We start from the raw sequence: 18,864 nt of genomic DNA, 5'->3' as shown, positions 1-18,864 counted from the left end.
CTCCGTCCGTGCTCCCGGCACTCCGGCACCGGGAACGGCTGCGGCCGCCCCAGCGGCACCGGGTGCAGCGGCACCAGGTTCAGCCGCACCCGAGGAAGCCTTGGACGGCCCGGACGACTCGCGAGACGCGGTCGGCTCGGACGACGCGGACGAAGTGGCAGGTGTGGACGGAATGGCAGGTGTGGACGGCGGTGTGCTGTCTGACGGTGTCGACATGAGTCCCCCTCAAGCGTCACGGGACACGCGGCGGCCGACGTGCGGCCCCGCGGCGGGTGACCGCGACTCTAGGGCGCGGAGGACAGTTCTGAACAGGTTCAAAAGTACTGCGGGGCGCTTGTGTCGCAGAGTTGTGACACAAACGCCCCGCAGCGGGGCGGGCGGTCCGGCCCGCGGTCCGACCTGCGGCCGGAGCGAACGGACCGGCCAGATCGGCCAGATCGGACGGATCGTCAGTACGCGCCGTACAGCGAGTAGACGAGGCTGTCCTTGACGGCGGTTCCGAAGGCGGTGGGCCAGGTGCCGAAGGGCACCACCGTGTTGCTGTAGGCCCCGGAGCCGGCCGCGCCGGTCGAGTAGTGCATGTTGTTCACCGTCGAGCTCGTCCCGTTGCTGTTGTAGACGAACCAGTAGCTGGTGTTGGGCGCGAGGGTGGTGGTCACCGGCAGCGAGTTCCAGGCGTTGGGCGTCAGGGTGCCGGAGGCGGTGGAGACCACGAGGGTGCCGGGCGAGCCGGCGTTGTCGGTGTAGACGGCCAGCTGGTACTGGTTGTTGGGCGCCGCGCTGACCCCGCCGACGTGCACGCTGAGCGAGGTGAGGGCGACGGCCGTCGAACCGGTGGTCACCTTGGAGCCGTTGAGGTGGTTGGAGTCGGTGTCGTCGACCAGCGTGCCGACCGTGCTGGACCCGATGGTCTTGGGCGGCAGCCCGGCGGTGGTGAAGGCGGCGGTCACCGGCCCGGCGAGGGTGTTGCCCGCCAGGTCCTTCACGCCCTGCACGGTGGCGGTGTAACCGGTCGTCAGCGCCAGGTCGGCGCCCGGGGTGAAGGCGGCGGTGCTGGTGGCCGCGTCGTAGGTGACGGTGCCGGTGACCGGGGTGCCGCCGGTGGTGGTCCTCAGGGTGAGCGCCGAGCCGGTGACCGTCGCCGGGTCGAGCGGCTCGCTGAAGGAGAACTTCACCGCGGTGCCGGCCGCCACCCCGGTGGCGCCGTTGGCGGGCGCGGTGCCGGTGACGGTGGGCGCGGTGGTGTCCTGCCCGTAGGTCGCGGTGTAGGAGCCGACCGCGCCGTCGAAGAAGGCGTACGCCGTTCCCTTGATCGTCTCGATCCGGTAGGGCACGGCCTGGCCCTGCTTGGAGATCCCGGTGAGGGTGCCGGAGGCGGAGTTCACCGGCACCATGGCGCGCAGGCCGCGGGCGCCGCCGGTGATGTCGAAGGTCAGCGAGTTGCCGCTCCAGGCGAGCTTGGAGAAGGCGGAGCCGTTGCGCCCGTCCAGCCAGGTCAGCATCTGCCGGCCGGAGACCACCGGCACGCCGCGGGCCTTGGCCGCCGCGATCACCGCGTCCGAGGCGCTGGAGGCCGCGAAGTCGGTGTGGATGTTGGCGCCGATCGCCGCGTAGTAGCCCTTGGCGCCGTACGCGCCGTCGAGCAGGGTGGTGACGGTGGACGGGTAGGACTGGCCGGACTCGTCGGTGAGCTGGGTGGTGGCCTGGTACTCGTCGATGACGCTGCCGTCGGTGTCGGCGAACTTCATGATCATGCCGGTGCCGTTGAAGTAGCCGGGCCGGTCCTGCACGAAGGCGGACGGGTAGTAGTAGTAATCCATGTCGAGCCGGATGCCGTTGGCCAGCTTGGTCTTGGCCTGGGTGGCCCAGTCGTCCCACTCCACGCAGTGCGTCCGGCTGCTCGACGGGTTCGGCAGCGAGCCGTACTTGGCCTTCCAGACGCCCAGCTGGTCGCTGTAGAGCTGCTGCAGGTTGGCCGTGGTGCCCCAGGGCTTGCAGTTGGTGGTGACGTGCACGCCGACCTCGAAGCCCTCGTCGGTGTAGGACTGCGCCTGGGCGGGCGTCATCGGGTCGTTGGTGTAGATGTACGACGAGCCGCGCACGCACTCCCAGTCGGCGACCGAGCAGCCGGCCGGGGACTGGGAGGTGTAGCTGTCCCAGCGGCCGACGGTGCCGCCGATGCCGTGGTCGTCGCCGCTCATCACGACGACCGCCTTGACGTCCCGTGGGAAGTACCAGAACCGCGGCAGCGGCTTCTTCGCCGAGTCCATCAGGGTGATCAGGTTGGTGAGCAGCCGCTGCTGCTCGTCGGCGATCGGGATCAGGGCCTTGTCGAGGTCGTTCCAGTTCGGCTGGCCGTTGGTGCCGAAGAACATCTCGCTGGCCTCGTAGCCGTCGGTGGAGTCGCGCTGCTGGCCGGCCCAGGCGATGTTGCCCTGGCGGGTCTGCACCACGGACTTGGCGAGGTCGAAGGTGAAGGCGGCGGCCCGGCCGCTGCCGACGGTGCGCAGGGTGACGGCGGGGTTGCCGCTCGCCGTGGTCGCGTCGTCGTAGAGGGTGGCGACGGCGGTGGCGCCGTTCAGCGTCCACCGGTCGGCGGTGCCGTGGAAGCCCATGGTGTCGGCGGTGAGGCCGGCGCCGGGGGCGGCCGAGGTGTCGATCTTCAGGTAGGCGTCGGCGAGGGTGCCGGTGGTGGCGGTGAGGCCGAGCAGGCCGGCGAGCTGCCTGTCGGGGCGCATCGCGACGAGCCGTCCGCCGCCGTTGGTCCAGGTGGTGAACATGGAGACCTGGGCGGGGGTGAGCGCGCTCTCGCCGAGCAGCACCACGTCGTAGTTCGCGAGCGTCGCCGCGGTGACCGCCGACAGGTCGGTCTGCTTGTAGTAGTTGAGGCCCTCGGCCTTGAGGATCTCGGTGTAGTAGGCGGTGTACGGGTTGGCCGCGTTGCCGACCAGCAGGATCGGGCCCTCGGCGCCCGGTCCGTTGCCGGGCGGGGTGGTGCCGCCGCCGTCGGGGGTGTACGTGGCGTAGATCGAGAAGGTGGCGCTCATGGTGCTGCTCGCGCCGAAGGCGGTCGGCCAGGTGCCGAACGGGGCGCCGCCGGTGGAGTAGCCGCTCGTTCCGCCGCTGCTGTAGTGCAGGTTGTTGACGGCGGCGCTCGACCCGTTGCTGTTGTAGGCCAGCCAGTAGGCGGTGTTGGAGGCGAGCGTGCCGGTCAGCGGCAGGGTGTTCCAGGCGTTGGCGGTGAGCGTGCCGGAGGCGCTGGAGGCGACCAGGGCGCCCGGTTTGCCCGCCGCGTCGGCGTAGACCGCGACCTGGTACTGGTTGTTCGGCGCGGCGCCGACCGCCCCGACGTGCACGCTGATGCCGTTCAGCGCACCGCCGTTGGACCCGGTGACGAAGCGCGAGGTGTTCATGTAGTTGGAGTCGCCCGAGTCGGTGGCCGAGCCGACCGCGGTGTTGCCGAGGGTCGCGGTGCCCGCCGCCCCGGCCGGTGCGGCGGCCAGGACGGCTCCTGCCAGCACGGCGGCCACCAGGCACGCCAGACGTCTTCTGAACCTCACGCCATCCCCCACTTGTCGGACAACCGGATCGGCGGCGGAATCGCCGCTACCGGTGTACCGGCTGTGCGGGTGGCGCGTCCTCGAAATCCCCACATTCCCGGTCCATGTCACGGGCCGTCAGGAGTCGGACGCGCGACGCCCCCGCGCACGGGGCACGGGGGCGTCGCCGGAGCAGGGGCGCGGGGCCGGAGCGGGGCCGGCTCAGCCCTTGACCGAGCCCGCCAGCAGGCCGCGGACGAAGTACCGCTGCAGCGCGAAGAAGACGATCAGCGGGATGATCAGCGACAGGAAGGCGCCGGCCGTGAGCAGTTCCCAGCGGCCGCCGAAGGAGCCGCTCAGCTGGGCCAGCCGGACGGTCATCGGGGCGACCTCGGGGGTGCCGCCGGCGAAGGTGAGCGCCACCAGCAGGTCGTTCCAGACCCAGAGGAACTGGAAGATCGCGAAGGAGGCCAGCGCCGGCGCGCACAGCGGCAGCACGATCGATCGGAAGATCTTGAAGTGGGTGGCCCCGTCGACCACCGCCGCCTCCATCAGGTCGCGCGGCAGCTGGGCGATGAAGTTGTGCAGCAGGAAGATCGCCAGCGGCATCGCGAACATGGTGTGCGCCAGCCAGACCGGGGCGTAGGTGCCGCTGAGGTCGAAGGCCGGGATCACCGTGACCGAGCCGATGTGCGCGCCGCCGGAGAACAGCTGGAGCAGCGGGATGAGCGCCATCTGCAGCGGCACCACCTGCAGCGCGAAGATCGCGAAGAAGACCACGTCGCTGCCCCGGAACTTCACCCAGGCCAGCCCGTACGCCGCCATCGCGGCCAGCACCAGCGGGAAGACCGTCGCCGGGATGCTGATCGCCAGCGAGTTGACCATGTACGGCATCAGGCCGCCGCTGACGCCGAACCCGCCCTCGAAGAGCACCGTGTGGTAGTTCTCCAGGGTGAGGTTCGGGTCGCCGAAGACCGTCCACCAGCCGCTGTCGGAGACGTCCTCCTCGGGGCGGAGCGAGGTGACCAGCAGGCCGATCGTGGGGATCGTCCAGAGCACGGTGACCACGACCATGAGCAGCGAGGCCAGCGGGCTGCTGAACACCCGCCGGACGGCCTTCACCGGGGGCACGCGGTCCTCCGCCCCCGACTGCGGGGCCGGGGCGAGCTGCTCGCTCATCGGTGCTCACGCTCCTTGCGCAGCTGGACGATGTTGTAGGCCACCAGCGGGATCACGGCCAGGAAGAGGATCACTGCGAGCGCACTGCCGCGGCCGACGTTGAACTGCACGAAGGACTGCGAGTACATCTCGTTGGCGAGCACCTGGGTGCCGAAGTTGCCGCCCGTCATGGTGCGGACGATGTCGAAGGCCTTCAGCGTAGTGATCATGACGGTGGTCAGCACGACGATCAGCGTGGTGCGGATCATCGGCACCGTGACGTGCCGGAAGAGCTGGAAGCCGCGGGCGCCGTCGAGGCGGGCGGCCTCGGTGATCTCGTCCGGGATGGCCTTGATCGCCGCGGAGAGCACCACCATCGCGAAGCCGGTCTGCACCCAGATCATGACGATCATCAGCAGGTAGTTGTTCAGCGGGTGGGAGAGGATCCAGTTCGGCGGGTCGTCCCAGCCGAGGCTGATCGCGAGCTGGCTGAGCAGGCCGATCTGCGGCTGGGAGGGGTCGCGGTCCTCGTAGACGAACTTCCAGATAATCGACGCGCCGACCAGGGAGATCGCCATCGGCATGAACAGCAGCGACTTGTAGACCGCCTGCCCGCGCAGCCGGTCCACCAGCAGGGCCAGCACCAGGCCGGTGCCGGTCGCCACCAGCGGGGCGACGACCAGCCACTGCAGGGTGTTCCACAGCACCTGGTGGATGGACTCGGTGGTGAGCGCCCAGCCGTAGTTGCTGCCGCCGACCGCCTTGGTGGAGTCGTCGTTGTAGAAGCTCAGGTAGACGGTGCGGACCAGCGGGATCACCAGGCCGACCAGCAGCAGCAGGATCGCCGGTCCGACCATCACCAGGACGGCCAGCGGGCGGGAGAACCGCCCGGTCGCCCGGCCTGCCGCGAAGAAGATCAGCAGCAGCACGCCGAGGAAGCCGGCGACGGCTCCGACGGTGTTGGTGAACTTGATCGTCGCATCCGTCCACGCCGAGTCGGCGAGGTGCACGGCGGTGGCCGTGGGCATGCGGAGGGTCCTTCCTCGGACATGGGGAGGGGCAGCGCGGGCGGGTGGGACCCGCGCTGCCCGGAGGCGGCCGGCGTTACTGCGGCCAGGCCGCGTCGATGTCGGCCGCCACCTTCTGGATGGACTGCCCCTCGGCGAACCACGCCGTGAACGACTTCCACATCTGGCCGGAGCCGATGGCCGCCGGCATCAGGTCGGAGGCGTCGAAGCGGAACGTGGCGGCCGGGTCGGTGAGCGCCTCGGCGGAGAGCTTGTCGATCGGGTCGGTGTAGAGGCTCTTGTCCACGCCCTGGTTGGCGGAGACCCAGCCGGAGGCGACCTTGACCCGGCTGCTCGCCCAGTCGCTGGTCGACAGGTAGTTCTGCACCGCCTGCACCTCGGGCCGGCTGGAGAACGCGGCCAGGAACTCGCCGCCGCCCTCGACCGGGCTGCTGACCGCCGGGTTCACGGCCGGCAGGTGGAAGGCGAAGATGTCGCCGTCCGGGCCGATGTTGGTGCCCTTGGGCCACTGCGCCCGGTAGAACGAGGCCTGCTGCAGCATGTAGCACTTGTTGGAGAGGATCGGCGCGCCCGCGTCCTGGAACGTGGTCGTGGCGATCGACTTCACGTCGCCGATGCCGCCGTTGACCCAGGCCGGGTTCTGCATCCAGTCGGCCACCGTCTTCATGGCGCCGGTGATCTTCTCGTCACTGAACTTGATCTTGTGGCTGACCCACTGGTCGTAGACGTCGCCGCCGTAGCTGCCGAGGACGGCCTCCTCGACCCAGTCGGTGGCCGGCCAGCCGGTCGCGGTGCCGGAGGCGATGCCGCCGCACCACGGCTTGGCGCCGCCCGAGGTGGCGATCCTGTTGCTGAGGCCCATGAGGTCGGCCCAGGTCTTCGGGACCTCGTAGCCGGCCTGCTTGAAGGCCTTCGGCGAGTACCACACCAGCGACTTCATGTTGGCGCTCATCGGCGCCGCGTAGAAGGTGCCGTTGACGGAGCCGTAGGTCTTCCAGACCGGGCTCCACTTGTCCTCGTTGGCGACGGTCTGCGCCGGCGGCTTCACGACCTTTCCGGTCTTGACCATCTGCGCGAGCAGGCCGGGCTGCGGGATGATCGCGAAGTCCGGGGCGTTTCCGCCGCTCACGCGCACCGGCAGCTGCGACTCGAAGTCGTTGGAGCCCTCGTACGAGATCTTGATACCCGTACAAGAACTGAACTCCGCCCAGGACTTCTCCAGCGAGTCCGACTCCGGGCTGAGGATCGAGGCGAACATCGTCACCTTGGTGCCGGAGTGGCCCGCGTAGGCCTGGTACTTGGCACAGTCACCGGTGAGCGTGGGTGCCGCCGACGTGCCGCCGCCGTCCTTCGAGGAACTGTTCGAGCACGCCGCGGCGAGGGCCAGGGCGAACACGGCGGGAACGGCGAGCAGACGCCGCCGCAGGAGTGTGGTCATCGGCGGGCCTCACAGGCGATCGTGGTGGTGGACAATGCGCTCCTCCTGGCCAGGGCACCCCGAGATGCCGGCGTGGGACTACAAGTCTGCGCTGTACCGGTTGATCGAGCTGTACCCAGCAGTATCGCTGGCTTGAAGACGTTAACTCACCGGTTACCCCACGCCAAGGTGCGCGTTCGACCTTCATCGGCCGGTGTCCCGGTCGTGATCGGGCCGTGCTGGAGGGCCGGTTCCGCACCGGCCCTCCAGCACCGTTCCGGGCCCGGTCAGAGCCGGACGGGCAGCTCGCGCAAACTGTTGACCACCATGGTGGGGTTCGGCCGCAGCTCCTCCTCGGGCACCGCGAGGGCGAGGCCGGGGAAGCGTTCGAAGAGGGCGGGCAGCGCCACCGCGGCCTCCAGACGGGCCAGCGGCGAACCCGGGCAGACGTGCGGCCCGTGACCGAACGAGAGGTGCCGCCCGGCGTCACGGGTGATGTCGAAGACCTCCGCGGTGATGCCGTGCTGCGCGGGGTCGCGGCCGATGGCGTTGTAGGAGATCAGGACGGCGTCCCCGGCGGGGATCACCGTGCCGCCGGCCTCGATGTCGGCGGTGGCGAAGCGGAACAGGAAGTTGCTGGTCGGAGGGGTCCAGCGGAGCGACTCCTCGACCACCGCCAGCCAGCCGACCTCGCCCGAACGGGCGAGCGCGAGCTGGTCCGGATGGGTGAGCAGGGCGCGGACCGCGTTGGTGATCAGGTTGACGGTGGTCTCGTGGCCGGCCGCGATGATCACGCGCAGGGTCGCCGAGGCCTCGGCGTCGGTCAGCGGTCCGCCCTCGACGTCGGCCGTCAGCAGGGCGCTGATCAGGTCGTCCCCGGGCTCGGCGCGGCGCAGCGCCACCAGGTCCGCGACGAAGGCGTTCAGCGCGGCGATGGTGGCCGGCACGTCGGCCGGTGCGGTGGTGCTGGAGAAGAACCGCTCGTACAGCTCGCGGATGTAGGCGTGGTCGTGCTCGGGCACGCCGAGCAGCCAGCCGATCACCGACATCGGCAGCGGGAAGGCGAAGGCCGTCTTCAGGTCGACCACCGGCCCGGCCGCGGCGAGCCGGTCGAGCAGTTCGGCGGTGAGCTCCTCGATGCGGGGCTTCATGAGTTCGACGCGGCGGGGGGTGAAGGCCTGGGCCACGATCGCCCGCAGCCGGCGGTGCGCGGCGCCGTCGGTGGTGACCATCGAGGGGCCGGGCACGGCCAGGCCGATCAGCGGCCAGGTCTTCGGCACCTCGCCCTTCCGGAACGCCGCCCAGTGCGCCGCGTCCTTGACCAGCCGGGCGTCGGTGAGCAGTTTGCGGGCCTCGGCGTGCCGGGTGACCGCCCAGCCGCGGACGCCCATCAGCTCGACCGGGACCACCGGGCCGGCGGCGCGCAGCAGGGCGCCCTCGGCGGCGTTGTCACGGGCCAGCGGGTCCATCACGAACGGCGCGTCGGCGGTCGGCGCGGCCGCTCCGGTCGTCCCGTCCGCCCCGGTCGCCGGCTCCGCTGCCGTCACTGCGGCCCCTGCGGTCAGTTCGGTCATCCCTGCCCCTCCTCGGGTCTCGTCACTCCGCCACGTAGCCGGGGGTGAAGGCCACCGGCAGCGCCATCAGTCCGCGCACCCAGGCCGAGGGGCGCCACACCAGGGCGCTCTCGGACACCGCGAGGCGCAGGTCCGGCAGCCGGTCGAGCAGCACCTCGATCGCGGTGTTGGCGATCACCTCGGCGGCCTCGCGGGCCGGGTAGGGGCAGCCGTGGTCGCCGGCGGAGAAGCTCAGGTAGGCGCGGTTGCCCTCGGCGGGGCGGCCCGAGTCCTGGCGGACCGTCGGGTCGGCGTTGGCGCCGGCGAAGCCGAGCAGCACCATGTCGCCCTTGGCGATCCGCTGGCCGCCGAGGTGGACGTCGCGGGTCGCCCAGCGGCCGGCGAAGATCTGGGTGGGGGTGTCCTCCCAGAGGGCCTCGCCGAGCGCCTGGCCGATCGAGCGGCGGCCGCCGGAGAGGGAGGCGGCGAAGCGCTCGTCGGTGAGCATCAGCCGCAGCGCGTTGGAGATCCAGTAGGCGAGCGGCTGGTGACCGGCGATCAGCAGCACCCGCAGGTCCCGCATGACCTCTTCGTCGTTGAGCCCGGCCTCGTGGGCGAGCAGCCGCGAGGTGACGTCGGAGGCGGGGATCTCGCGGCGCCGGTGGACGAGTCCGAGCATGACGGCGAGCAGCTGCTGGGCGCCCTCCTGGGCGTCGGCGCCGCCGTCGAGCATCGCGAGCAGGCCGCGGATCAGGACGGGGGCCTCGTCCTCGTCGAGGCCGAACAGCCGGCAGAGCACCAACAGCGGCATCCGGTGGGCGTAGTCGGCGACCAGGTCGGCCTCGCCGCGGCCGGCGAAGCCGTCGATCAGCCGGTCGGCGATCTCCTCGGCGTGGATGCGCAGTTCGTACGGGTCGACGGCGGCGAGGGCGTCGGTGACGGCGGAGGAGCGGCGCTGGTGCTCGGCCCCCTCGGCGTAGAGGATCGAGGGGACGGGCGCCATCATCGGCTTGAGCGGCCAGTCCTCGGGGATGTCCGGCCACTGGTTCCAGCGGGTGGAGTCCCGGCCGAAGACCTTGGGCTGGCCGGTGACCAGCTGGAGTTCGCGGTAGCCGATGACCAGCCAGGCGGGGACGCCGCCGGCGAGTTCGACGGGCGCGACCGGGCCGTGGCGGTCGCGCAGCTCCTGGTAGAGCGCGCCGGGGTCGGTCTGGAAGCGGGGCCCGTACAGCGGGGCGGCGTCGGCGTGGGCCGGGCAGCCGGGCGGCGGGGTGGTGACGGGCTCGGTCACGGCGTGTCCTCTCCGGAGGCCTCGGCCTCGGCCATGCGGTGCAGGTGGCGGACGAGTTCGATCAGCACCTGCTTGCTCGACTCGCGGTCCCGTGCGTCGCACTCCACCAACGGGACGTGGTCGGCGAGGTCGAGGGCGGCCCTGACCTCGGCGAGGGTGTGCTCGGGCGGCCCGAAGTTGTTGCGGACGACCACGAAGGGCGTGCCGTGGTGTTCGAGGCGGTCGATGGCGTACCAGGACTCCTCGAGGCGGCGGGTGTCGACCAGCACCACGGCGCCGAGGGCGCCGCTGAACAGCCGGTCCCAGAGGAACCAGAAGCGTTCCTGGCCGGGGGCGCCGAAGAGGTAGAGCACGTTCTCGGCGCCGAGGGTGATCCGGCCGAAGTCGAAGGCGACGGTGGTCGACCGCTTGCCCTGCACCCCGGTGAGGTCGTCCACGCCCTCGCCGGCGCGGGTCATCGTCTCCTCGGTGTTGAGCGGGCGGATCTCGCTCACCGAGCCGACCAGGGTGGTCTTGCCGACGCCGAAGCCGCCCACCACGACGATCTTCAGCCCGTTGGCGGCGGTGCTGCTGAGCGGGGCCCGGCCGGCCGCAGCGAGGGTGTCAGAGCTGTTGGAGACCATGCAGTACCTGCTTCAGCGTGTCGAGGTCGGGCAGGCGTGCCTTGGACGGGGCGAACCTGGGGTGGCGGGCGGTGATCCGGCCGGCCTCCAGCAGGTCGCCCAGCAGGATCTTCACCACGCTGACCGGCAGGGCGAGTTCGGCGGCGAGTTCGACCACGGCCGTCGGGGTGGCGCACAGCGCGAGGATGCGGGCGTGCTCGGACTGCATGCCGGGCATCGGCTCCTGCTCGGTGACGATCAGGGTGACCAGGTCGAAGGCGTGCTCGGGCGGCCGGCTGCGGCCGCGGGTCACCGTGTAGAGCCGGTCCGGGTCCTCGTCCCGGCCGGCGAGCGGCCGCGTCACACCCCGGCCTCGATCTCGCGCGGCGGGGCGCTCAGGAACACCCCGATCTGCTCGATCAGCCCGTGCATGTTGTGCCCGACGACGCCGACGTCGGCGTCGTCGGGCGTGACGACCGCGAGGTGGGCCCCCTCGCCGGCGGCGACGATGCACAGGATGCCGCCGTGGAACTCGGTCATCGACTGGCGGACGCCGCCGGCCGCGTTCCCGAACTCGATGGAGGCGCCGTGGGCGAGGCTCTGCATGCCGGAGGCGATCGCGGCGAGCTGGTCGGCCTGGTCGGTGCCGAGGCCGGCGGTGTGGCAGAGCTTGAGGCCGTCGGCGGAGAGCACCAGGGCGTGCCGGGCACCGGGGGTGACCGTCAGCAGGTTCTCCAGCAGCCAGTCGAGGTCGCGGTCGGTGCTGCTGCTCATCGGGCATCGTCCTTCGAGTGGGCGTCGGGGGACTCGGCCCCTTGCAGGGCCTTGCGGAACGCGCCGAAGCGGGCCGCGGAGAGCGCGGCGGAGCGCTCGGTCCGCGGCGCCGGTGCGGCCGGCGCGGCCGGCGCGGCCGCTGGCAGGGTCTGGCCGCAGCGGGCGCCCCTGCTGCGCACCACCGACCGCGGGGTGTCGGTGCCGGCCCCGTTGCCGGCGTCGCTGTCGGTGGTGTCCGGGCCGTCGGTGCGCTCGGTGGTGTCGGCGCCCTCGGTGGCGCCGGGGGTGTCCGGGCCGGCCGGGCGGGCGGGCTCCAGGACGGCGCGGGCCGGGCGCGGTACCGCGGGGACGGGTACGGCCGGGGCCGGTGCGGCGGCCGCGGCGCGGCGCTCGGCCTCCAGGGCCCGGGCGAGGGCGGGCGCGGGGTGGCTGATCAGCTGTTCGGGGATCAGCACCACGACGCCGGTGCCGCCGCGGGCGGACGGCCGGAAGGAGATCGACAGGCCGTGCTTGCGGGCCAGCGAGCCGACCACGGCGAGGCCGAGCCGGGTGCCGGCGGAGAGCGCGCTGAGGTCCAGCGGCTGGGCGGAGACGGCCTGTTCGGCGCGGCGCAGCCAGCTGTCGCTGAGGCCGAGGCCGCCGTCCTCGACGGTGACGACGAGGCCGGAGTGCGCCTCCTCGACGTAGACGTGCACCTCGGCCGGCGGGGCGGAGAAGTTCGCGGCGTTGTCGAGGAGTTCGGCGAGGACGTGCATCACGCCCTCGGCGGCGAACCCGGCGACGGCGGCGGTGGAGGCGTTGTGCAGCCGGACCCGCTGGTAGGCGCCGATCCGGCCGAGGGCGCCGCGCAGGATCGACTCGACGCCGATCGGCTTCGTCCAGCGGCGGCCGGAGCGGGCGCCGGTGAGCACCGCGATGGAGTCGGCCATCCGCCCGACCTGGGCGGTGGAGTGGTCGAGGACGAGCAGGTCGCCGAGGACGTCCTCGCCGTGCCGGTGCTGCATGTCGCGCAGTTCCGCGTGCATGCTCGTGGCCAGCGCCTGGACGCGGCCGGCGGCGGTGGCGCAGACGGCGAGGGCGGCGGCGCGCTGGCGCTCGCCGCGGCCGACGGCCTCGGCGACGGTGCGCAGCAGGGCGTGGTGGACGGGCAGGTCGTGGCCGGCGAGGGCGGTGTCGACCGAGGCGCCGGCGCGCAGCCTCTCGACCACCCGGGGCAGCACCTGGTCGCGGAGGGCGGCCAGTTCGGTGCGTTCCCGGACGGCGGCGCTGTGCGCCTCGTGCAGGGCGGTGAGTTCGGCGCGTGCCGCATGCCGGTCGGCGCGGGCCTGCTCCAGGTCGGTGCGGATCTCCGCGGTCTCGGCCTGGGCGTTGGCGAGGGCGGCGCGCAGGGCGCCGGCCGCGGTGTGGGCGGCGGTGAGGTCGGTGTGCAGCGCGCCGGCGGCGGCGCCGGTCTCGGCGAGCTCGCGCCGGGCGGCGGCGAGACGCAGCTCGGCGGGGCGGGCGCGGAGGCCGAGCTTGGCCGTCCAGCCGACGAGGCCGCACCAGAGCAGGGCGGCGACGGCGGCGACGCCCGCGACGGCGGCGCGGTGGACGGACGGGGTGAGGGCGACGGCCGCGGCGGCGGCCGCGGCACCGAGGACCATCCCGGCCCCGGCGCGGACCGCGAGAGCGCCGTCGGATCCCTGGTACGCCGCCCCGGCGGGGCGCGTGCGAGCTCTCATCTGTCTGATCCTCGTGCGGCGTCGGCGGCGGAGCAGGGTGACCGCGGGACCGGCCGCGGGCATGCCGGGCGGGCCGGGGCAGCGTACGGCCGAGCGCGTTCCGCTCATTTGATCGGTACACGCGGTCGCCCGATCATATCCATTCAGGTTTTCGACTCAATGGCCGAGTTGACACACAGTCGCACAGGATGACGCTCCGCGCCCGTACCACCCGGTAACCGTGCGGCCGAGGGGCCCGGAAGACGTCCGGCGGGCCGTTCCGCGATGTGGGAACGGCCCGCCGGGGGGCGCGCTCAAGGTCGGCGCCAGGGCAGCGCCGGGCCAGCGTCGGGGCAGCGCCGGGTCAGCCGAGGACCGCCTCCACGTCCCGGCGCAGCTTGGCGAAGTCCACTCCGTGGCCGGAGAGCACCGCCGCACCCAGGCCCTGGCCCTCGCGGATCAGGCCGAGCAGGATGTGGCCGGTGGCGATCTCCTTCTGCTTGAGGCGGAGGGTCTCGCGCAGCGAGAGCTCCAGGGTCTTGCGGGCGCGCGGGGTGAGCCGACTGTGCTTGCCTGCCCGGCGGCCCTCGGCGGGCCGGCGCTCCAGGGCGCCCTCGCCGAAGGCGGACTCCACGGCCGCCCGGACGGCGTCGAGGTCGACGCCGATCGCGGCCAGCGCCCGACCGTCGACGTGGCCGCCGGACAGCCGGACGACCTCGGCCCGCGCGGCCTCGTGGTCGAGGCCGTCGGCGGCCAGCAGCGCGGCCACCGGGTCGGCCGGGTCGTGCACGATGCCGAGCAGCAGGTGCTCGGTGCCGACCTTCTCGTGGCCGAGCTCGCGCGCCTCCACCTGGGCCTGCATGACGACGCGGCGCGCGCCGTCCGTGAACCGCTCGAACACGGTCAGCCCTCCCCTCTCGTACCGAAGATCCGCTTGGCGTACTTCTTGTGCACCGCCTGTCGGCTGACCCCGAGGCAGGCGGCGATCTCCTGCCAGGACCAGCCCTGCTCGCGCGCGTTGCCGACCTGGAGGTCCTCCAGCCGGTCGGCCAGGTCCCGCAGCGCCCGTACGGCCCGCAGGCCGATCGCGGGGTCGCGGCTGCTCGCGTCCGCGGCGAGCTGTCTCGTCTCGCTCATGCTGTCAACTTAGGTTGACAGGCGCCCGATGTCAACCCAGGTTGACAAAGACTCGGGCGGCCGCACCGACGGCGACGCCTCACACGGACCAGTACGCCCGGTCGTTCGGGTTCCGCTCCCCCTCCCTCGGCATCCGGCGTCCGCAGCGCTTGCCCGTCCGGCGCGAGCGCGCGTACGCGTCCAGCTCGGCCAGCCAGCGGCTGCGGTCCTCCTCCAGCACCGCCAGCGCCCGCAACAGCGCCTCCTCGTCCCGCTGGAACGGCCCGGCCAGCCACGCCAGCCGGTCCAGCGTCCCGTGGAACCCCAGCGGCCGGTACAGCTGCACGCACGACCGCAGCGCCGCCACCCTCACCCGGAGCGGCAACCTCGAATCCGCCACCCGCCGGGCATGCCATCCGAAACTCATCCGGCATCCACCTCCAGAAAGTTGAGCCTGCGTCACTTTCGTCCAACCGATGACTCGTCAGTAACATGCCAAGGAATACGTCGGTCGGCCACCCCCGTCCGGCCTCACCCTGCCCTCACCACCTCGAAGGCGAACCCTCTGCATGTCCATACGCTCCCGTGCGCTCCCCGCACTGGCCACCGGCCTGCTGCTCACCGCCACCGGCTGCGCCGCCTCCGCACCCGCCGCCGAACCGGCCCTCGCCGCCGCGGCCCTCACCACGGAGACCGCCCCGGCGGCGCCGGCCGCGACCGCCCCGAGCAGCACCGACACCCGCGCCGCAGCGGCCCCGACCGCCGCCGTCGCCGCCCCGGCGACCGCCGGCGAACCGGCCGCCGGCACCGGCCGGACGGTCTCCCTCGTCGCCTACGACCCGGCCAGCGGCCACGCCACCCTGCGCACCGGAAACCCCGGGCACGCCAAGAACCCCGGCAGCACCGGCACCCCCGCCAGCACCGGGAAGACCCCCGCCCCCTCCCGCACCACCGGCGCCCCGCACGGCCCGGACGCCACCGCCTCCGCGTCCGCGTCCGCCGCGCCGGACACCGTCCGCACCGGCCAGCTGATCGCCAGCCCGCCCACCCCCGCCGCACCGCGCGGCGCCCTGGTCGCCGTCACCGGCGTGCAGAAGACCGCCGGCGACGAGGTCGAGGTCACCACCCGCCCCGCCGAGGTCGCCGAACTGCTCGGCGCCACCGCCACCGAGCAGCACCAGGCGATCGACGTCCACGGCATCCGCGTCCAGCCGCTGGTCAAGGACCTCAAGGTCGGCTTCACCACCCGCCCCGGCGGCGGCAACGGCTCCGCCTCGGCCCAGCTCTCCCTCGACGCCGGCACCAGCGTCCCGCTCCCCGGCGGAGCCAAGGCCGACCTCGCCGCCGGCATCCGCCTCTCCCCCTCCGTCGACTTCTCCTACGACGGCCGCGGCATCCTCAAGGGCGGCATCGAGAAGGCCCGCGTCGGCTTCGGCCTCGGCGCCCACGCCGACTGGAAGGTCGGCGCCACCCTCGCCGCCAGCCCCAATCCGCTGCGCGTCCCGCTCGCCAAGCTCAGCGCCAGCCCCGTGCTGACCGTCGCCGGCTTCCCCGTGGTGGTCAACCTCGACCTCACCTGCTACCTCACCGTCGGCGCCGACGGGAAGCTCACCGTCGAGGCCGAACAGGACCTCGACGGCGCCTGGTCCGTCCACGCCGACTACGCCAAGGGCAAGGGCTGGACCACCACCGCCGACCCCGGCACCACCACCGTCGGCCCCGTCCGCGCCAAGCTCAGCGGCGACGCGACCCTGCGCACCGGCCTCACCGCCGAGGCCTCCGTCGGCCTCTACGACACCGTCGGCGTCGCCGCGTCCGTCGAGCCCTACCTGCACACCCGGGTCGCCGGCTCCGTGACCCTCGACACCACGGGCAAGCCCCCGCACGTCGAAGGCAGTTGGACCAACACCGCCGGCCTCGACATCAACGGCAGGCTCTACGCCCAGATCAAGATCCTCGGCACCCCGCTCCTCAAGGCCGACCTCCCCCTGCCCGCCTTCCACCGCGAGTGGCCCCTGCCCTCCCTGAGCACCACCCACTGACCCGCGGCGAACCCGAGGGCCGGACCCCGACCGAGGGGTCCGGCCCCGGCGCACGAATCCGCTGGCACCGCGGCCCGTCGGCCGACCAGACTGCGCGGGTGGACTCCAACCCGTCGGCGCCCCGCCCGCTCGCCCGGCCCGCCCCCGACCCGCGCGCCCGCGACCTCGTCCCCGACTTCGCAGCCATGCAGGACCTGATCGCCGGGCTGGCCCTGCCCGACCGGGCGTCCATGGACGTGATGAGCACGCTGGAGACCGCCCGCGAACTCGTCCGGCACTCCTACCACCGGTACGAGTTCGCCACCGCCGCCGTCACGCACTCCCTCCTCGCCCTGGAGCGCGTCCTCGTCGACCGCCTGGCCACCGAGCGGCCGCTCCGCGAGCTGCTCGACCGGGCCGTCCGCGCGGGGCTCGTCACGACCGACCGCGCCGCCGTGCTCGACCGGGCCCTGCTGCTGCGCGACCGGCTCGCGCGGGGCGCCGCGACCAGCGCCGCCGTCCACCCGGCCGGGGCCGTCGAACTGCTGCAGGCCGTCTTCGACACCGTCGCCCTGCTCCTCGGACCGCCGCCCACGGCCGGGGCCGCGGCCCCGGACACCGGCACTGCCGGGCCCGCCGACCGGCTCGCCCTGCTGTGGGAGGAGCACCGGCGCGCGCCCTACCCCGACAGCTTCCACGGTGTGGACATCGCGGGCGTCGAACTGATCCTCCTGGACGCCGACGTCGCCGGACTCGTCCGGCGCGAGCTGGACGGCGGACTCGACGCCGACTGGATCGCCGTGCTCTGGCGGTACATCACCGAGCTCGACCGGGTGGTCCCGCTGATCGACGAGGCGTACTGCCGCGCCTACTTCGCGAAGCTCCGCACGGTGGCCGCCCTCGCGGCCGCACGGCACCTCCCCCCGGCGACCTGACCGCCCGCGTGCCACCCCGGACTCGCGGCACCACGGACTCGCGGCACCCCGGACGGCCGGCCCCGGCGGCAGGGATCAGCCGGCCCTGCGGTACGTGCCCAGCACGGCGGCGCCGATCTGCCGGACGGACCGGCACTCCAGGTCGGCGTGCGGGCCCTCGGCCGGGAACAGGCGGCGGCCGGTGCCGAGGACGGTGGGGAAGGTCAGCAGCCGGTACTCGTCGACCAGGTCCTCGGCCATCAGCCGGTGCACGACGCTCAGGCTGCCGGTGACGATCACGTCGCGCTGCTCGCGCTTGACGGCGTCGACCAGGTCCCCCTCCAGCAGGCGGGAGTTCGCCCAGGCCGAGGTGTCGGTGAGGGTGCGGGACGCGACGAGCTTCGGCACGGCGTTCAGCCGGACGGCATGGGGGCACCTCCCGGCCCCCGTGGGGCCGGGGGAGGGTCGTCGCGGCCCGGCCACAGCCGCGAGAACAGCCGCCAGGTCTCCCGCCCGAACAGCATGACCCCCTCGTCCAGCGTGCTGCCGAGCCGGAACTTGTCCCCGGCGACGGCCTCCCGGCCGAACCGGAAGGCCCAGCCGCCCAGCGGCGTTCCCCCGGACCGTCCGGGTCGGACACGACCCCGTCCAGGGTGATGAATTCGATGACGACGACGCTCACGGCGGATTCCCTTCGGTGCGGTGTTCACCGGTACGTACCGGCCGCACCGCCCGAACTCATCGCCGCCGCCGGAACTCCTCGGCGGAAATCCGTCGCGGCAGGTCGAACACTTCGAGGACGGGCGGATCCGCGAACACCGCGTTGTGCGCGACCCGGCCGCCGACCACGGTGAGGACCTGCACCGTGTGCAGAAGGAGTCCGCCGCCGTGATCCGGCGCATAGGCGGCCAGCGCGGGCTGCCCGTTGGCGGTGAGCCGCCGCATGCCCCAGCCGGTGCCGCGCATCCGGAAGACGCGTTCCAGGAACAGGCCGTACTCCCGGCTGCCCCGGTACCAGAGCGGCACGGGCGGCATCTCCAGGACGGCGTCCTCGGCCAGCAGCCGCACCAGCGCCGCGACGTCGGCCGCCTCGAACGCCCGCACGTAGCGCCGGACCACCGCCCGCACCTCGGGATCGTCCGGTTCCCGGACCTCACCGGCGTCGCCCACGCCGGCCACGGCCGCGCGGGCCCGCTGCAGCGCGCTGTTCACCGCGGCGACCGTGGTCCCCAACTGCTCGGCGACCCCGGCGGCGGAGAACGCCAGCACCTCGCGCAGGACGAGCACCGCACGCTGGCGGGCGGGCAGGTGCTGCACGGCGGCCACCCACGCGAGCCGCAGGTCGGCCCGCGCCTCGGCGTCGAACCGCGCGTCGGGGAAGGGCTCCAGCCAGGGGATGTCCGGCGCCGGCACGAGCGGCGTCCCCGGATCGTCGCTCGGCACCCCGAGCCCGGACGGCAGCGGCCGCCGCCCGCGCCCCTCCAGCGCCGTCAGGCACACGTTGGTGGCGATCCGGTACAGCCAGGTCCGCACCGAGGCCCGCGCCGGGTCGTAGCCGTCCCGGGCCTTCCAGGCCCGCAGCAGGGTCTCCTGCACCAGGTCCTCGGCCTCGTGGAACGAGCCCGACATCCGGTAGCAGTAGGCCACCAACTCACGCCGGTACGGCGCGAGTTCCATCCGCCCATCATGCCGCACACCCTCCCCGCCGGGGCCGACACGGACGGGCGCCACGCGGCGGAACGGCGGAGAGG

The 18,864-nt window shown here is 73.1% G+C and carries 17 protein-coding genes; 2 read left to right on the top strand and 15 right to left on the bottom strand.

The genetic code is table 11. The features are described 5' to 3' along the window. Nucleotides 1–449: 449 nt before the first annotated feature. From ABD353_RS10550 to ABD353_RS10490, 13 genes are all read right to left on the bottom strand, one after another. Complete coding sequence (locus tag ABD353_RS10550; protein ID WP_344623242.1) at nucleotides 450–3,560, bottom strand: Ig-like domain-containing protein; 3,111 nt, start codon at nucleotides 3,558–3,560, stop codon at nucleotides 450–452. Between the two features lie 201 nt (nucleotides 3,561–3,761). Continuing rightward, on the bottom strand, nucleotides 3,762–4,718 hold the full coding sequence (locus ABD353_RS10545) for a carbohydrate ABC transporter permease (protein ID WP_344623241.1): 957 nt from the start codon (nucleotides 4,716–4,718) through the stop codon (nucleotides 3,762–3,764). Further along, nucleotides 4,715–5,725 carry a carbohydrate ABC transporter permease gene (locus tag ABD353_RS10540; RefSeq protein ID WP_344623240.1) on the bottom strand — a complete coding sequence of 337 codons (1,011 nt, stop codon included), beginning with the start codon at nucleotides 5,723–5,725 and terminating at the stop codon, nucleotides 4,715–4,717. Before ABD353_RS10540 ends, ABD353_RS10545 begins: the two co-directional genes overlap by 4 nt. 76 nt (nucleotides 5,726–5,801) lie before the next feature. Continuing rightward, nucleotides 5,802–7,163: an ABC transporter substrate-binding protein gene (locus ABD353_RS10535; protein ID WP_344623239.1), complete on the bottom strand. Its 1,362-nt coding sequence runs from the start codon at nucleotides 7,161–7,163 to the stop codon at nucleotides 5,802–5,804. A 266-nt stretch (nucleotides 7,164–7,429) separates the two neighbouring features. Beyond that, entirely contained in the window at nucleotides 7,430–8,611 is a 1,182-nt protein-coding gene (locus tag ABD353_RS10530; protein ID WP_344623289.1) for a cytochrome P450 family protein, read from the bottom strand. A gap of 127 nt (nucleotides 8,612–8,738) precedes the next feature. Continuing rightward, nucleotides 8,739–9,986, bottom strand: coding sequence for a cytochrome P450 (locus tag ABD353_RS10525; RefSeq protein ID WP_344623238.1), 1,248 nt, complete (start codon nucleotides 9,984–9,986; stop codon nucleotides 8,739–8,741). Beyond that, the gene (locus tag ABD353_RS10520) at nucleotides 9,983–10,609 is read right to left on the bottom strand and encodes a GTP-binding protein (protein ID WP_344623237.1); all 627 of its coding nucleotides are present in this window, start codon (nucleotides 10,607–10,609) and stop codon (nucleotides 9,983–9,985) included. The genes ABD353_RS10525 and ABD353_RS10520 overlap by 4 nt, the downstream gene beginning before the upstream one ends. Continuing rightward, nucleotides 10,590–10,952 carry a DUF742 domain-containing protein gene (locus ABD353_RS10515; RefSeq protein ID WP_344623236.1) on the bottom strand — a complete coding sequence of 121 codons (363 nt, stop codon included), beginning with the start codon at nucleotides 10,950–10,952 and terminating at the stop codon, nucleotides 10,590–10,592. Before ABD353_RS10515 ends, ABD353_RS10520 begins: the two co-directional genes overlap by 20 nt. Continuing rightward, a complete protein-coding gene (locus tag ABD353_RS10510; protein WP_344623235.1) occupies nucleotides 10,949–11,362 on the bottom strand; it encodes a roadblock/LC7 domain-containing protein in 414 nt (137 codons plus the stop codon). Before ABD353_RS10510 ends, ABD353_RS10515 begins: the two co-directional genes overlap by 4 nt. Continuing rightward, entirely contained in the window at nucleotides 11,359–13,083 is a 1,725-nt protein-coding gene (locus tag ABD353_RS10505) for a sensor histidine kinase (protein WP_344623234.1), read from the bottom strand. The genes ABD353_RS10510 and ABD353_RS10505 overlap by 4 nt, the downstream gene beginning before the upstream one ends. A gap of 343 nt (nucleotides 13,084–13,426) precedes the next feature. Continuing rightward, nucleotides 13,427–13,963 (bottom strand): Clp protease N-terminal domain-containing protein, encoded by a 537-nt coding sequence (locus ABD353_RS10500; protein WP_344623233.1) that lies wholly within the window; start codon nucleotides 13,961–13,963, stop codon nucleotides 13,427–13,429. A 2-nt stretch (nucleotides 13,964–13,965) separates the two neighbouring features. Beyond that, the gene (locus ABD353_RS10495) at nucleotides 13,966–14,199 is read right to left on the bottom strand and encodes a helix-turn-helix domain-containing protein (RefSeq protein ID WP_095872902.1); all 234 of its coding nucleotides are present in this window, start codon (nucleotides 14,197–14,199) and stop codon (nucleotides 13,966–13,968) included. 79 nt (nucleotides 14,200–14,278) lie between these two features. Continuing rightward, complete coding sequence (locus tag ABD353_RS10490; RefSeq protein WP_344623232.1) at nucleotides 14,279–14,605, bottom strand: hypothetical protein; 327 nt, start codon at nucleotides 14,603–14,605, stop codon at nucleotides 14,279–14,281. Between the two features lie 142 nt (nucleotides 14,606–14,747). On the opposite strand from ABD353_RS10490, the gene ABD353_RS10485 reads away from it, so the two are divergent. Next, the gene (locus tag ABD353_RS10485; protein ID WP_344623231.1) at nucleotides 14,748–16,220 is read left to right on the top strand and encodes a hypothetical protein; all 1,473 of its coding nucleotides are present in this window, start codon (nucleotides 14,748–14,750) and stop codon (nucleotides 16,218–16,220) included. A gap of 98 nt (nucleotides 16,221–16,318) precedes the next feature. Next, nucleotides 16,319–17,134 carry a hypothetical protein gene (locus tag ABD353_RS10480; RefSeq protein WP_344623230.1) on the top strand — a complete coding sequence of 272 codons (816 nt, stop codon included), beginning with the start codon at nucleotides 16,319–16,321 and terminating at the stop codon, nucleotides 17,132–17,134. 75 nt (nucleotides 17,135–17,209) lie between these two features. Here ABD353_RS10480 and ABD353_RS10475 read toward each other — a convergent pair whose 3' ends face one another. Both ABD353_RS10475 and ABD353_RS10470 read right to left on the bottom strand, forming a co-directional pair. Beyond that, nucleotides 17,210–17,521: a dihydrofolate reductase family protein gene (locus ABD353_RS10475; protein WP_344623229.1), complete on the bottom strand. Its 312-nt coding sequence runs from the start codon at nucleotides 17,519–17,521 to the stop codon at nucleotides 17,210–17,212. Nucleotides 17,522–17,851: 330 nt separating this feature from the next. Continuing rightward, on the bottom strand, nucleotides 17,852–18,790 hold the full coding sequence (locus tag ABD353_RS10470; RefSeq protein WP_344623228.1) for an RNA polymerase subunit sigma-70: 939 nt from the start codon (nucleotides 18,788–18,790) through the stop codon (nucleotides 17,852–17,854). Nucleotides 18,791–18,864: the final 74 nt, after the last annotated feature.

This window comes from Kitasatospora arboriphila (assembly GCF_039528095.1).
GTDB lineage: Bacteria > Actinomycetota > Actinomycetes > Streptomycetales > Streptomycetaceae > Kitasatospora > Kitasatospora arboriphila.
The sequence above is the reverse complement of the archived record's forward strand: the minus strand, read 5'-3'. Positions and strand labels throughout refer to the sequence as shown.

Excerpts from the sequence above, each read along its gene's own strand:
- ABD353_RS10545 (WP_344623241.1), bottom strand. The coding sequence starts at position 4,718 with ATGAGCGAGCAGCTCGCCCCGGCCCCGCAGTCGGGGGCGGAGGACCGC.
- ABD353_RS10540 (WP_344623240.1), bottom strand. The coding sequence starts at position 5,725 with ATGCCCACGGCCACCGCCGTGCACCTCGCCGACTCGGCGTGGACGGAT.
- ABD353_RS10535 (WP_344623239.1), bottom strand. The coding sequence starts at position 7,163 with ATGACCACACTCCTGCGGCGGCGTCTGCTCGCCGTTCCCGCCGTGTTC.
- ABD353_RS10530 (WP_344623289.1), bottom strand. The coding sequence starts at position 8,611 with ATGGACCCGCTGGCCCGTGACAACGCCGCCGAGGGCGCCCTGCTGCGC.
- ABD353_RS10520 (WP_344623237.1), bottom strand. The coding sequence starts at position 10,609 with ATGGTCTCCAACAGCTCTGACACCCTCGCTGCGGCCGGCCGGGCCCCG.
- ABD353_RS10510 (WP_344623235.1), bottom strand. The coding sequence starts at position 11,362 with ATGAGCAGCAGCACCGACCGCGACCTCGACTGGCTGCTGGAGAACCTG.
- ABD353_RS10505 (WP_344623234.1), bottom strand. The coding sequence starts at position 13,083 with ATGAGAGCTCGCACGCGCCCCGCCGGGGCGGCGTACCAGGGATCCGAC.
- ABD353_RS10495 (WP_095872902.1), bottom strand. The coding sequence starts at position 14,199 with ATGAGCGAGACGAGACAGCTCGCCGCGGACGCGAGCAGCCGCGACCCC.
- ABD353_RS10490 (WP_344623232.1), bottom strand. The coding sequence starts at position 14,605 with ATGAGTTTCGGATGGCATGCCCGGCGGGTGGCGGATTCGAGGTTGCCG.
- ABD353_RS10485 (WP_344623231.1), top strand. The coding sequence starts at position 14,748 with ATGTCCATACGCTCCCGTGCGCTCCCCGCACTGGCCACCGGCCTGCTG.
- ABD353_RS10470 (WP_344623228.1), bottom strand. The coding sequence starts at position 18,790 with ATGGAACTCGCGCCGTACCGGCGTGAGTTGGTGGCCTACTGCTACCGG.